At 41.2% G+C, this 14,860-nt stretch carries 10 protein-coding genes and 3 pseudogenes; 5 read left to right on the top strand and 8 right to left on the bottom strand.

Going from position 1 to position 14,860, the window contains the following annotated elements; translation table 11 throughout:
- Positions 1–42: 42 nt before the first annotated feature.
- The 3 genes and pseudogenes from topA to cmk form a co-directional block, all read left to right on the top strand.
- A pseudogene (gene topA / locus SD31_RS09865) lies at positions 43–2,231 on the top strand (type I DNA topoisomerase); the annotation flags it as partial.
- 2 nt (positions 2,232–2,233) lie between these two features.
- The gene (locus SD31_RS09860) at positions 2,234–2,599 is read left to right on the top strand and encodes a hypothetical protein (protein WP_316929844.1); all 366 of its coding nucleotides are present in this window, start codon (positions 2,234–2,236) and stop codon (positions 2,597–2,599) included.
- A 71-nt stretch (positions 2,600–2,670) separates the two neighbouring features.
- Entirely contained in the window at positions 2,671–3,330 is a 660-nt protein-coding gene (gene cmk, locus SD31_RS09855) for a (d)CMP kinase (protein WP_039053999.1), read from the top strand.
- Between the two features lie 47 nt (positions 3,331–3,377).
- On the opposite strand, the gene SD31_RS09850 is transcribed toward cmk, so the two are convergent.
- From SD31_RS09850 to SD31_RS15365, 7 genes and pseudogenes are all read right to left on the bottom strand, one after another.
- Positions 3,378–4,532 carry an MFS transporter gene (locus tag SD31_RS09850; RefSeq protein WP_039053998.1) on the bottom strand — a complete coding sequence of 385 codons (1,155 nt, stop codon included), beginning with the start codon at positions 4,530–4,532 and terminating at the stop codon, positions 3,378–3,380.
- A 118-nt stretch (positions 4,533–4,650) separates the two neighbouring features.
- Entirely contained in the window at positions 4,651–5,166 is a 516-nt protein-coding gene (locus SD31_RS09845; protein WP_231561425.1) for a hypothetical protein, read from the bottom strand.
- 60 nt (positions 5,167–5,226) lie between these two features.
- Positions 5,227–6,357, bottom strand: coding sequence for a serine hydrolase domain-containing protein (locus SD31_RS09840; protein ID WP_039053997.1), 1,131 nt, complete (start codon positions 6,355–6,357; stop codon positions 5,227–5,229).
- A gap of 15 nt (positions 6,358–6,372) precedes the next feature.
- A complete protein-coding gene (locus SD31_RS09835) occupies positions 6,373–7,101 on the bottom strand; it encodes a DUF3307 domain-containing protein (RefSeq protein WP_039054000.1) in 729 nt (242 codons plus the stop codon).
- A 54-nt stretch (positions 7,102–7,155) separates the two neighbouring features.
- Positions 7,156–7,701, bottom strand: a complete 546-nt coding sequence (locus SD31_RS09830; RefSeq protein WP_039053996.1) for a hypothetical protein — start codon at positions 7,699–7,701, stop codon at positions 7,156–7,158.
- A gap of 199 nt (positions 7,702–7,900) precedes the next feature.
- Positions 7,901–9,355 (bottom strand): annotated as a pseudogene (locus tag SD31_RS15370) (TonB-dependent receptor domain-containing protein); the annotation flags it as partial.
- 38 nt (positions 9,356–9,393) lie between these two features.
- Positions 9,394–10,455: a carboxypeptidase-like regulatory domain-containing protein gene (locus SD31_RS15365; RefSeq protein ID WP_052258920.1), complete on the bottom strand. Its 1,062-nt coding sequence runs from the start codon at positions 10,453–10,455 to the stop codon at positions 9,394–9,396.
- A 468-nt stretch (positions 10,456–10,923) separates the two neighbouring features.
- Here SD31_RS15365 and SD31_RS17455 point away from each other — a divergent pair, with 468 nt between their 5' ends.
- Positions 10,924–12,378, top strand: a complete 1,455-nt coding sequence (locus tag SD31_RS17455) for a TonB-dependent receptor (protein WP_197053651.1) — start codon at positions 10,924–10,926, stop codon at positions 12,376–12,378.
- Complete coding sequence (locus tag SD31_RS17450; RefSeq protein ID WP_197053650.1) at positions 12,375–14,216, top strand: TonB-dependent receptor; 1,842 nt, start codon at positions 12,375–12,377, stop codon at positions 14,214–14,216. The genes SD31_RS17455 and SD31_RS17450 overlap by 4 nt, the downstream gene beginning before the upstream one ends.
- Positions 14,217–14,286: 70 nt before the next feature.
- Here the strand turns inward: SD31_RS17450 and SD31_RS09815 are convergent.
- Positions 14,287–14,860, bottom strand: a pseudogene (locus SD31_RS09815) (TIGR00730 family Rossman fold protein); the annotation flags it as partial.

Genomic DNA, 14,860 nt, shown 5'->3' with positions numbered 1-14,860 from the left:
TACTGGTTTGATTTCCCATCAGACCTACACGCTTACCCTTAAGTAGCGGCAGATAAGAAGGCTGTAGTCAGTGAGTTAAAGAAGTTGGCAAAAGAAGCTGAGACTGTTTGGTTAGCATCCGATGAAGACCGTGAGGGAGAAGCTATTTCGTGGCATCTTTTTGAGACGTTGGGACTAAAGGAGGAAAAGACCAAGCGTATTGTCTTCCATGAAATCACCAAGCCTGCTATCTTGAAAGCTATTGAGTCGCCAAGAAAGATAGATTACAATTTGGTGCATGCCCAGCAGGCTCGTCGCGTGTTAGACAGGCTTGTAGGTTTTGAGCTGTCGCCCGTGCTGTGGCGTAAGGTGAAGCCTTCATTGTCGGCAGGACGTGTGCAGTCCGTTGCGGTGCGTCTTATTGTGGAACGTGAGCGCGAGATTAACAAGTTCGTGCCAGAAGCTTCCTTTAAGATTGTGGCTATCTTCAGTACGGGAAAGGCTAAAGAATCTTTCAAGGCTGAGCTTCCTCATCGTTTTGCCACGAAAGAGGAGGCTGAGTATTTTTGAGAGATTGTGTTGAAGCTTCTTATACTGTAAAAAGTTTGGAGAAGAAGCCGGCCAAACGTTCACCGGCGGCACCGTTTACGACGTCAACTTTGCAACAGGAAGCTAGCCGCAAGTTAGGCTATTCGGTAGCACGTACCATGCAGATCGCACAGCGACTGTATGAGGCAGGGCATATCACCTACATGCGTACCGACTCAGTAAACTTATCGGATACCGCTATAGAGGGGGCTAAAGCCGAAATTCTGAAAGCCTACGGCGAGAAATATCATAAGAAGAGACAATATAAGACGAAGACTACGGGCGCTCAGGAGGCGCACGAAGCTATCCGACCAACCTACTTCGCCAACCACACCATTCAGGGGGAGCCTTCGGAAGTACGCCTTTATGAGCTCATATGGAAGCGAGCTATAGCTTCACAGATGAGTGAGGCAGAATTTGAAAAGACTGTAGCCAAGATTTCCGTGTCTACAAGAGAGGAAGAGCTTTCTGCTTCGGGGGAGGTGATGAAATTTGACGGTTTCCTTAAAGTGTATATGGAATCTGTCGATGATGAGAATGATACTATGACGGAAGAGGATTCGGACAACACCTTATTACCTCCATTGGAGATTGGACAGCTGTTGCACCTTAGTGAGATGACAGCTACGCAGCGCTTCTCGAGACCTCCAGCGCGCTATACGGAAGCCTCATTAGTGAAGAAATTGGAAGAGTTAGGAATTGGACGTCCTTCAACCTATGCACCTACCATCTCTACTATACAAAATCGAGGTTATGTAGTAAAAGAAGATCGTGATGGAAAACCTCGCGATTATAAGGTGCTTAAACTATCGGGAGGACAGATTTCCGAAGTGGTCAAGAGTGAGATGACAGGAGTGGAGCGCAGCAAACTGTTCCCGACGGACATAGGTATGTTGGTCAACGATTTCTTGGTAGAGCATTTTAAGGGAATTGTAGATTATAATTTTACAGCCAAGGTAGAGCGTGAGTTTGACGAAATTGCGCAAGGGCAAAAAGAATGGACCGACATGCTGGAAAAATTCTACCGTCCTTTCCACGAGGAGGTGCAGGATACTTTAGAGCATGCCGATCGTGCAACAAACGAGCGTATTCTTGGAATAGACCCTCAGACCGGAAAGCAAGTCAGTGTGCGTGTAGGACGCTTCGGGCCTTTGGTACAGCTAGGCACCCAAGACGATGAGGAAAAACCTAAGTTTGCTTCTCTACGTAAAGGGCAGATGATTGAAACCATCACCTTTGAGGAGGCTATGGATTTGTTCAAGCTTCCTAAGAAGGTAGGAGAGTTTGAAGGTAAGGAAATGGTAGTAGCTGTAGGACGTTTTGGTCCTTACATACGTCACAATTCTGCTTTCTATTCCTTACCTAAAGGTTTGGATCCTTTGGATGTCACCGAAGAGCAAGCAATAGAAATTATAAAGGAAAAACGCCAAAAAGATATTGATAAGGTGATACGTGTTTTTGAAGAAAATGAAGAAGCACGTATTGAAAATGGCCGTTGGGGACCTTTCATTCGTTTTGGTAAGCAAAACATCAAGATTCCGAAAGGTACGGATATAAATGCCATCACCTATGCAGATGTGTTGAAATGGGTTGAGGAGGATCCTAAAGCATCCAAAGCCAAAACAAGTACAAAGAAAACGACAAAGTCTACGAAAAAGAGTTAAAGATGAAGAAGGATTTGCCGGTTAATATTGTAGAAGATATATCGGTGGCGGTAGTTCTGGAAAGCCAGACGCCGGAAGCCAGACATTGGACGGTTTATCTTGTCAATGAGAAAGATGTACCTTTACGTAATGTGTTAATCTCCTCCAAAGGGTATGGTGAAAAAGATGGCAAGGAAGTGAAGACTACGGTCTTGCGTCATTTCTTGGGAGACGTAGAGGCGCAGAGTGCAGTTCAGATTGAGGTTATAGATTCTCAGGTGTTCGGCCTTACAAACGAATATTGGTTGAGTTATTATATTGAAAGTACGATTTACGATAAAAAGTATATCTTTTTACCTGAAAGTATACGTGGACGAAAATTTAAGTAAAGTTCCTCTGGTAAATAAGGCCGGGAGTTATTATTGGGGGGAATATCTAATTATGGCGAAGAGACAATTTTATCATAGCGATAGACGGATTCTCCTCTTGCGGTAAAAGTACGGTAGCTAAGGCCATTGCCAAGGAGCTGAATTTTGTTTTTGTAGATAGCGGCGCCATGTATAGAGCGGTGACGCTTTATTTTTTGAGGAATAATATAGACTTCACGAACGAACAGGTTGTTAAGAAAGCTTTGGATAATATCCATATTGATTTTATTCCCAATACCGAAAAGACATTGATTTTGTTGAACGGTGAAGATGTCTCGGATGCCATACGCCAGATGGAGGTATCGGACAAGGTCAGTGAGGTGAGTGCCATTAAGGAGGTACGTAAAGCTATGGTAGCGCAGCAACAACAGCTGGGGGCCAGACGTAATATCGTCATGGACGGTCGCGATATAGGGACTACAGTTTTTCCGGATGCAGATCTGAAAATATTTATGACGGCAGATCCTTTGGTGAGAGCAAACCGTCGTTTCGCAGAGCTTACATTAAAAGGTGAGGACGTCACCCTAGAAGAAGTCATAGAAAACCTAGCGCACCGCGATCATATTGATAGCACTAGGGCAGAGAGTCCACTTCGTCAGGCCGCAGATGCTATAGTGCTGGATAACTCACATATGACGCAAGAGCAGCAACTTCAATTTGTTTTGGAGCATTATAATAAGAAGAAGAAATAAAAAAGGTGGTATTGCAATACCGCCTTTTTTATTTCTATATATGTTTACTATTTGCGTTCTACTTGAGTATAAAAAATATACGTCAGAAGTGCTCCTATACTGGCCATTATTACCCCAACTAAGGAAGGATAATTATATGTTAGTCCATATAGCAAGGGGATAGCGCCGAAATAAGCGCCTAAAGAATTACCTATATTGAAAGCAGCCTGACCTGCTGAGGCCGCAAAAGTTTCGGCACCTTTGGCATTATTGATGAGCATCATCTGTAATGAAGGACCTATGCTGAAGGCTATCATGCCTGTAATGAAGGCCATGGGATAAGCTAAAATCTGGATATGGGCAATGAAGAATAATACCAAAAGGCAGCATGCCATGGCGCCAAAGCTGGTCATCGCAGCTTTGCTAGGAGAGAGGCTGTCAGCTACCTTTCCTCCTAATAAGTTACCCACACACATTCCTGCTCCTATTAGCACCATAATTATGGAAACACTGTCTTCAGAAAGACCGGATACAGTGGTCACCAGCTTTGAAATATAGCTTATCCAAGCAAACAGCCCTCCTGTGCCGATGGATATCACCGCTATGATAAGCCAAGCATCCCATCGTTTGAAATATCCAATTTGTTTTATGACGTTGCTGTCTTTGTTGGCAGGAAGGGCCGGCATCCAGAAGTAGATGGTTAGGAAAGTCAGCAATCCCAGAAAGCTTATTATACCGTAGGTGATTCGCCAATCATAATGATGTCCGATAAAAGTTCCCAATGGCACACCAGCAAGGTTGGCTATGGTCATGCCAGTAAACATGATGGCTATGGCTTGTGCTTCTTTACCACGTGTAGCCAGCTGGGAGGCTACTACAGATCCTATACCGAAAAAAGCGCCGTGTGGTAGTCCCGAGATAAAGCGTGCTATAAACAGACTCCAATAGTTAGGTGCGATGGCGAAAAGACCATTAAATACAAAAAATAATAGCATTAGAAATAGCAACACCTTCTTGGCCGGAAAACGGGAGGTGGCAGCTACCAATGTGGGAGCACCCACCACTACCCCTAAGGCATAGAGGCCGATAAGGTTGCTGGCAGTGGGAATATCTATATTTATGTCGTTGGCAATGTCGGGGAGTATACCCATCATGGTAAATTCGGTCATACCTATTGCCAATCCACCGAATGCTAAAGAAATCAGGCCTTTGTTTAGAGACATATTATAAAACTATTTTAGGAGGGCAAAGGTACTTAATTATAGGATAGGAAAAATGGATTAGATGTCAAATCCAATGGGCATGAATGTTTTTGTTAGATAGATAGAGAAAAGGGGATAGCTATTTGCTTAACTGCTTTAATTCGTCCTGGCTGAAAAGTTTAGTTCCTTTTAAGAAGTTAAAAATGATTGTTTTAGCTTTTTCGTCCGTCATCTTGTGAAGGTTGGCAAGAAGAAACTGTTTATCTTCAGTTAGGTTATCTTTATATCCCAAGAAATCAGGGGTATAATGCTGTATGCAGAAACGTATAAAGCGTAGCTCCGGATTCTGAGGGTCTTGTTGGATCTGCTGTTCCAGCATTTTACGTCCTTCCTTGAAGTGACTCATCTTTTTAAAAGGGTTGATTGTATGTTTGGCTGTAAACATGGTAAAAGCCGCTAGATATCCTCTTTCTATGGAAGTTTTGGGATTAGTCTTTAGAACCTGCAAGTATTGTTTGCATAGCTTCTCGTCCTTTACGCCCTTGTTGAAATCTTTTCGGATATCGTATAGGTCGATATCGGATATATCTTGTCCCTTAACGGTAAGAGCAAAGCAGCTGTATGTTAAGGCTATAAGAAGGACGATATTTCTCATAAAAAACAAAGGTTAAGTTTTACCTTAACCTTTGCAAATAATAAGCCAAATATTTTGTTGTTATTTGATGAGTTTGTTATACAGTAAGTTGATGATTTCCGCGTTCATCGCCACAAAGCCGTCTTTATATTTCAATACACATCCGTTGGTAATGACGACGATGCCGTATTTGGTTTTAGGATTGAAGAACATGGCGCTATAGAGACCATATGCCGATCCTGTATGACCTACGAGGTGCTGTCCGGGAATCAGCTTATCTGTTTCCTGTAGTGCCAATCCGTAACCTTCGTCATCCGATATTTTTGTCTGCATGAGCTTGGAAGTTTTCTTGTTAAGAATCTTCACTTTTCCGGACTTGCCGTAGTTCATGTGCATGATCATGTATTTGGCCAGGTCTACTGCCGATATTTTCATTCCACCGGTTGGAGAGAATATAGGTGTTGTTTCTCCCAACTTATGGTTTTTAATATCCTCACTGCGCGGGTTGTATGCTGCCGGCTCTAAGACAAATTGGTCATTTTTCTGATTGTAAGAATATAGGGAAGCAAAGCGTGTATTGTCCAAGGAGTCTATGCAATAACCTCCATATAGTCCTAGTGGGTCGAGAATCTGCTGCCGTATGTATTGGTCGAAGCGTACATTGGTTAATCTTTCTAGGATAGCTCCAGCCATGTTGAAGTTGAGATTACAGTATTGATATTTTGTTCCCGGTTCGTAGTCGTTATAGCTCTTTTGCCAGTTTGGGTTTTTTGAAGGGTTGATAACATCCAGCTCAAAATATCCGTTGACATCATTGATGCTGGAAGTATGGGAAAGAAGCATTTTCAAGGTTATTTTCTTGTCCGGGAATTTAGGGTTACGGATAGGAAAACCTACCAAGTCGCTGCAGTCGTCTTCCAAGCTTATTATCTTTTTTTCTACCAGCTGCATGAGTGCTGTGGCGGTAAACGATTTAGAGATGGACGCTATACGGAAGATATGTTTGTCCACGTCCAGTTTTTCCTGCGTTTCTAGCGAGCTGTATCCTATAGCATTTTTTTCTATGATTTTGTTGTTTTTGACGACGACGTAGGCGACACCCACGGCTTTATATTTATCCGCTATGGACTGTACATCGTCTTTTACTTGCTGTGCTAAGAGAAGGGATACGGTTGTTAACGTTGCGAATAATGACATTAAAAGTTTTTTCATAGTTATAGGTTGTTATTAAATGATGTTCAATAGAAGTTTTAGGCCGTAGCCTATGCTTATGGCAATCATGAAGCTTGCTAAGGTCCCTACGAGTATGTATTCTGTGAATTTGGTGTCTTTGGCGTTGGCCAAGTCTCCGAACCGGAAGATGGATTTTGCAGCTAGCAGGAAACCTATTCCTTCCCAAAAGTCCACCAGTATGAACAATACTATAAGCAGCCTTTCGATTATACCTATCCATAATCCGGCATGCATTAGACTGTCTTGCTTCTTGTTGTAAAATTCGGATTCCTTTTGCCACTTGGAAAAGAATAGCCTTAAGATTACGGGCGTGACAATGGTGATAGCTACGAAAGCAATGCTGTATAGCAACACCTTTTCGAAGGAAATCTGTTGGAGAGGAAGAGCATCCCATCCAAAGGAGAATATCACTACGATGAAGATGATACTTATATGTAAGATTTGGTCAATGACAAAGAGCAGAAAGGGATTGCGAGGAAATTTTTCCTCCATCCATATTTTTAGACTGTCGATTGCCAGATGGGAAATAGCGATGGTTGCGATGACCAAAGCGTATTGTTCTTTATCCTTCCAAAGGAAACCGACTAAAAGGGCGATATGGGTAAGAATGTGCAAGAGAAGGTAGCCAACATTATCTTTTCTTCTAAGGACCATCGTCTTCGTCTGTAGGGCGAAGTCTCCGATAAGATGTGCTAATAATAATTTTAGTAATAATGTTAGCATGTGATTAGTAATTGCTTTGTACAATATTCTATGGTCAATTTGATCTTTTGCCAATTAGCTTTCTTTAGCTCGGTGCTTAATTTGACTTTGGTGCTTTCTATGCAATAACTTTGTTAATTCCAGTTGACTGGCTTCGGGATGTTCTATAGCGGTTTTTACTGTTTCTGCCATATTCACTGTCCATCTGTTTGCCAGTTCAGTAGCCAGCTGCAACATGATATTGGTAGATTCATCCCAATGGTCAAACGGTGATCGAACACGAATCAGCTCTTTGTCCAACGTATCAAACGCTTCGCCCGAAAAGATATAGGCTTCTCCCGAGGAATCTTTTACATGTTGTCGTTCCACTTCTATTTTACCTATGCCCAATCCGAGCCGTACATCAAGTTTTTCTATGGTACGTATACTTGCTTTTATGTAAAATATCGCTTCAATGCATTTCTCTAGCGGTAATTCTATTTGAAAGCTATCGCCTCTAAAAATATCAAATTTATTTGAATAGTGACGTAGACAATCAGTCAAAACCGACAGCCATATTTCAGAACTTACTTTTCTGGAATGTACGATATCACCGGTAAGGATAGCTTTTAGGGAACTCATTGTTTTATTTTATAATCAAATGTATATGATAATTTATTATATCATCAATATGAGTGATAATTTATTATATCATTATTTTTAATGATAATTTAATTTATTATTAGAATTAGTGATATTTTATGGAGGAGACAAAAAACAAAAGGACTTCTATCTTGATAGAAGCCTTTCGGAGATAAATAATATAGGTGTGTAAAATATCCTAGAACGTGAATTTCACTGAACCAGTCCATGTACGTCCCCAACCTACTAACACATAGTTAGAAGTGTTGATACCTTTCCAAGTAGCGTCGTTAGGGCCAGCGGTACGGTATGAAGTAGCTTCAGAGATGTAGAACTCGTCGAACAAGTTGTTTACGTTGACACGGAAGCTGATAGTGTTTTTGTCGCTAATTACTACTTTGTACGATAGACCGGCGTCCACTAAATCGTAAGAAGGCAATCTTAATGTTTGTGAACCGTTGGATGGAAGAGCACCGTACAATCTGTCGTGGTAGCGGTAATCAGCATCTATAGCCAAGTCTTTGATGATAAAGTATTTGAAACCACCACCGAAAGTAGTTTGAGCGGCATCGCCAACTTTTACGCCAGTAAGGTCTCTTTCTTCGATACCTAACTGGATGCGGTCTTCGTTACGTAGGATAGTCTTAGCTAAACCATCATATTTCCAATCACCCACAGAGGCAAAACCTTTCAATGTAAATCCTTTGAAAGGACGTGCTGCGAAGTCTAATTCCAAACCTTTGTGATCTTGTTTTACACCGTAATTTGTTTGGTAGATCAATTCGCCTATAGCGATTAAGTTAGGATCATATTTCGCTACATCTTTATCTGAAGCGATGAATGAGCTACTTGTTACGCGGTTTTCCCATGTAGTGCGGTAAGCGTTCAAGTTAGCATCGAAGTATTTCGAAGTGAATTTATAGCCTAACTCAAGACCTAAAATTTTCTCATTGTATGCAAAAGGGTTAATATCGTTTGCATAGTTCATGAAAATATTGTTTTGGTATGGTTGGCGAGAGTAGTACCCGGCATTACCGAAGATTGTGTGTCCGGCTAAAGTGTAGCTCAAGCCACCTTTTGCGTTGTAACCAAAGTTGTTAACGGCATCCGATTTTTGTTTACCCGGTTCATATTGATAATAGTCTTCACGGATATTTTGTTGTTCGGAAATTGAACCTTGGAAGAATGCTGTAAATCCATTTTTAGCATATTCAATTTGACCGAACAAACCGCCATAACGAATGATTTGGTCGTATTCCCAAGCTATACGATCTTCTTTGGCAGTGGCGCTGTTAGTCCATGTTTTCCAAGGGTTGGTAGAGAATACATTGGAAGTAACGTAAAGTTGGGATTGTGAAGGAACTAACATTTTAACTTCATGAGTGATGCTAGGAGCACCTAACAAGTCAGTAACTTGTCTGTAGTGAGTTCCTTTATAATCACGCAAGTCAAAACCAATGTTGAAGGACAGGTTGTCATTCAGCTTACGGTTATAGTTTGATACGATACCATACCATTGGTGGTTGTTCATATCTGCTGCCAAGTAAGGAACTTTAGCTTTTGTAGCGTCAGTACGTTGTGACTGCCCACCACCGCGTGCCATAGAAGCATATAATACGGTAGCTAAAGACGCTTTTTCAGAGATTTTCCAGTCCCAGTTGAAGTTGGCAACAGGTTTATGGTAGTAAGTTTTTACGTTACGTTGGTTTCTACGCCATTGATGATAGAAACGTTGTCGTTATATTTTCTACCTTTTTCCAAGAAGTTTTTCAAACTTGCTGTATAACCTTGCATATGCCATTGTGGGGCACCGGTTACCATTAAGTTTAAGTTATGTTTATCGTTGACTTTGTATCCCACAGATAGGAAATAGGTTTGTCCAGCACCTCCGGTTTGGTTCATATAGCCGTCGCCTTTCCAGTCGGTAAGCATCAAAGATACGGCAAGTCCGTTTTTCATCAAGCCGGTGTTATAGGCAACTGTAGTTTTGCGGTACATGTCGTTACCTACAGTGCGTTTTACGAAACCGCCTTGTTGCATCTCTGTAGATTTGGTGATGAAGTTTACCGTACCACCTACTGACGAGATAGCCAATTTTGAAGAACCTAAACCACGTTGGATCTGAACAAGTGAGGCTACATCCGAAAGCCCGTTCCAGTTAGACCAGTACACACGACCATTGTCCATACCGTTGATAGGTTGTCCATTCAATAAGAATGCCGTGTTAGATTGGTCAAAACCACGAGTAGTCATCGAGGACTCACCAAATCCTTTAGCTTGACTTGTCACATACACTGAAGGCGTGTTGATTAAAGCGGCAGTGATATCTTGACCGCCCACTTTTTCTTCAATTACATCTCTCTTGATTGTAGATACTGCAATTGGAGTCAAACGGTCTTCAGCCACATCCAATAAAGTACGACCTACTACAAGAATTTCATCCAATGCTTGTTCGCCACTTGGAACTAAAATAATAGTACCAATAGGTGTGTTAGCAGAGAAATTAACTTGTTTTGTTTCGTGGCCGAGGAATTTGATTTGAAGCTGGCCGCTTGTTTGGTTGGTGGTTAATTTGAAGTTACCTTCCGCATCGGTAGAAGTTCCTTCCTTACTTCCTGCAACCATGATTGTGGCACCCGCGATAGGTTCCGTGCCGTTGGTAACTTTACCAGTGATAACTTGTTGAGCAAGAGCGACGTTACTGGTAAGCATGAATGCCATAGAGGCATACAGTAGGGTAGAATTTTTGTTCATCTTGTTAGATAAAATATTTCAATTGGTTGCAAAGGTAACTTAAAAACTTAAAAATGTAAAATATTGTTAAAGTTCAAATAAAGCACTTAATTTTATTTATTTATATCTGTCAAAAATATATTCAAAAATAATTTGATTGTTTGGTTAATTAATTGAGTGACAGAAATTAATCTGTTGCTATTGTATTTAAAAGCATTTTTCTCCGGTAGTAAGCTAAGGTAAGTCTTTCTGTCAGATTATTGTAAATAGTTGGTTGTTATAATTTTTGTAAAGATGAAGAAAAGGAAAAATAAAATTAGCCTTAGCACTGCAGCCCCAAAAAGTGCTATAAACCTTATTTTTTAATAGGTAAAATCTTTTATTGTGATTTAAGATGTTGAAATGTGGATATTAAGTTTTTGTTAACCCTATTTAAATCAGGAATTTGTTGTGTAACTTTACACCGTTGACCAATCAATTTTACGTTTAATGAAAACATATTTACTCCTTTTTGCTTTGCTGTTTGCTAGCTTAGCGACGGTACAAGCACAAGTTACTACCAGTAGTCTAACCGGGGTAGTGACCGAAAGCACCGGAAAATCCACGGCAGGTGCGACAATCAAAGCAACCCACATTCCTTCTGGAACCACGTATTCGGGGGCGACGAATGCTCAGGGAAGGTTTAACTTGGCTAACATGCGTGTAGGCGGTCCTTATCGCGTGGAGATCACCTATGTGGGGCAAAATCCTATTGTTTATGAAGATGTTTATCTTCAGTTGGGACAACCCTTTGTATTGAATCCTGTTTTTGGGGAAGATGCTTTGCTAATCGATGAGGTAACTATCACAGGCAGCCGTACAAAGAGTGACAAAAATGGTGCCTCCACTGTAGTAAACCGTTCGCAGATTGAAAATTTACCTTCCATCTCTCGTAGTGTTAACGACTTGACACGTCTTACGCCACAGGCAAATGGTACAGCGATAGGGGGAGGTAACTACCGTGCAAATAACTTTACGGTGGATGGTGCGAATTTCAACAACCAATTTGGTATAGGTCAAAATATTCCTGCCAATGGTTCACCAATCTCTATTGACGCTATCGAGCAAATTGTGGTGAATGTGACACCTTTCGACGTACGTCAGTCAGGTTTTACAGGTGCTGCGGTAAATGCGGTAACGCGTTCCGGCCGTAATAACTTCTTCGGATCGGCTTTCTATACCGGACGTTCGGATCATCAGCAAGGTTCGCGTGTAAAAAATACGCAAGTTGCTATCAACGATATGGAGGAGAAACAATACGGTGTAAGCTTAGGAGGACCTATTGTTAAAAATAAGTTGTTCTTCTTCGTTAACTTGGAGCAAAATAAAACCGTAGAACCTGGACCAACAAAAGTTGCTGATGACGCCAACAACCGTCAATATGGTTCGGGTAACTCCAACATTGCAAGACCTACTTACCAGTTTCTGGATGAAGTAAGAAATTACTTGATCACTAAATATGGATATGATCCAGGTGTTTATCAAGGTTACTCGAATAAGAGCAATAATGATAAACTTTTCGCTAAGATCGACTGGAACATTGCCGACAACCATAAAATTAACTTCCGTTACAATCAGGTAAAAGGAAAGAGTCCAAGTCAAATCAGTAATTCTTTCACTGGATCAGGACTTTCCAACCTAAGCCGTACCGGATCAAATGCTTTACACTTCTCTAATTCCAACTATTTCCAAGAAACTAACCTCTATTCGGGAGTAGCGGAATATACCGGTAAGTGGGGCAACACTAATAATACTATACGTGTAGCATACGTTYCTATCGAAAAACGAACCACGTTTTCCTTTCTGGCGGGAGYAGACTTTCCTCTGGTGGATATCAAAGAGGGAAATAATATTATCACCACTTCGGCTATGAGTCATTCACTTATGGCAACTTACGTGATGTGAAGACTTTGACCGTGTATTACGACGGGAACTATGTATACAAAAACCACAACTTCACGTATGGAGCCCAATACGAGGCTAGTACGACAAAAAATGGTTTCCAACGTTTTGGGGCAGGATATTACTTGTATAATTCGTGGGATGATTTTGTAAATGGGGCTAAGGCAGCTAACTATGTGCTTACTTTCCCACTGACAGAAGACGGCTCTCAGGCTTTCCCTTCATTCAAATTTGCACAGTATTCGCTTTTTGTTCAAGACCAGATTGCTGTTAACAGTAAACTGAAACTGACTGGAGGTGTTCGTTTGGAATTGCCAACATTCCCTAGCATTTCTGCTATGAAAACACACCCGCTTGTGGAGCAGTTAACGTTTGCTGACGGATTAAAGCTAAATACAGGTTTGACTCCGAAAGCGCGAGTGATGGTGTCTCCACGTATCGGCTTCAACTATGATGCTTATGGAGACCGTTCATTGGTATTGCGTGGTGGTTCGGGTATTTTCACCGGACGTATTCCTTTTGTATGGATTGTAGCTCAGTCTGGTGATGCAGGTATGTTGCAATATACACAAATCTTTCCTGCAGACCGTATTCCTGATTTTAATCCGGATATCAAAGCTAATTTTCCTTCTCCAATTCCTCAGGCAGGAACCTCTATTCCAAGTTCTATCTCAGCTATGGATAGAAACTTGAAGTTCCCTTCAACATGGAAGACCAGCTTAGCTGTAGACTACACATTGCCAGGAGGAATTATTGCTACATTAGAAGGTATTTATAACAAAGACCTTAATGCTGTTGTGGCGAAAAACGTAAACCTTGTAGAACCTACTGCTTTAGCAATCCCAGGATATAATGATCACAGATATATCTATCCAGCCAGCACAGCTAGTAAATACATCAATAAATTAAATTCTAATGGATTGGTTACGCCTGATGCGACAAACCGTTTTGATCCTACCTATATGACAAATGCTAAAGGAGGTCATTATTATTCAGTAACAGCACAGTTACAGAAAAACAATTGGAATGGCATGTCGGCGTCTTTAGCATACACTTATTCAGGAGCTAAAAACTTTGGTGATGGTTCGGGAGACCAGATTGCCAACTTGTGGTCATTGCCAGCTACAAACACAGGAAATCCAAACGTTCCTTCGCTAGGATATACTACAAACGTGGTACCTCACAGATTGGTAGGGTTTGTTTCTTACAGCAATAACTGGATAGGTAAGTTGAATACTACTATGACCTTATTCTATTCAGGATCTTCAACAGGAAGAATGAGCTATGTTTATGCTGGAGACTTCAACCGCGACGGAAACTCAAACAACAATGACTTGATTTATGTGCCTAGCAGTCCTGCAGAAATAGAGTTTGATCCAATAGCTGCTGGTAACAGCAACTATGGTGGAAGAGCTTATACTGCTCAAGAGCAGGCCGATATATTCTTTGAGTTGATTGATAACGATAAATATTTAAAATCACGCAAAGGAAAATACGCAGAGCGTAATGGTGGCGTGATGCCTTGGAGAAATCAGTTTGATTTCCGTCTATCTCAAGAAATCTTCAAAAATGTAGGCGGAGCAAATAATTCGTTGGAATTTTTCTGGGATGTATTTAATCTAGGCAACTTATTAAGTTCAAATTGGGGTGTGTATAAATCCGCAAATACCCAGTTGTTGAGACCGACAAATACAAGTGCATTAACTCCTGACGGTACAACAAAACCTAGATTCCAACTTAATTATAGCAATGGAGATATTATCCGTTCAACAACTTACGTAAACGAAACAATATCATCAACGTATTACATGCAATTCGGGTTGAAATTCAAGTTTAACTAAGGTTGTTTAAGTGCTATATGTAAAAAGCCTTTCCATATATCGGAAAGGCTTTTTTAATGGATGTCTTTTATTAGAAGTTTGGTTTGAGCAAATATTTATCGTAGAAACGAAAGATATGTCCGGCAGCCTCTTCGGCGGTATCTACTATTCTATACAGCTTTAGGTCCTCAGGAGAGATATATGCATTGGCAAGCATGGTCTTTTCGATCCATTCGAACAAACCGCCCCAATATTCCGAGCCTACTAATACGATAGGGAAGCGGGCGATTTTTCCGGTCTGGATAAGAGTGATCGCTTCAAATAGCTCATCCATCGTGCCGAACCCTCCAGGCATCACGATATAACCCTGAGAGTATTTCATAAACATAACCTTACGTACGAAGAAGTAGTTGAAGGTTAGAATTTTATCTCTGTCTATATAGCTGTTGTGAAACTGCTCGAATGGCAATTCGATGTTTAAGCCTACCGATTTTCCACCCACAAGGTGAGCTCCTCTGTTGGCTGCTTCCATAATTCCCGGACCACCCCGAGATCACACCGTATCCTTTTCTGCCAGAAGTTTGGTCTATCTCTACGGTCATCTGATAGTATTTATGGTTTTCAGGAGTTCGTGCCGAACCGAATATAGAACACAAGGACCTATT

This window comes from Sphingobacterium sp. T2 (assembly GCF_000814685.1).
In the GTDB taxonomy this organism is placed as follows: domain Bacteria; phylum Bacteroidota; class Bacteroidia; order Sphingobacteriales; family Sphingobacteriaceae; genus Sphingobacterium; species Sphingobacterium thermophilum.
Note: the sequence above shows the minus strand (reverse complement) of the source record. Positions and strands in the feature narration are given on the sequence as shown.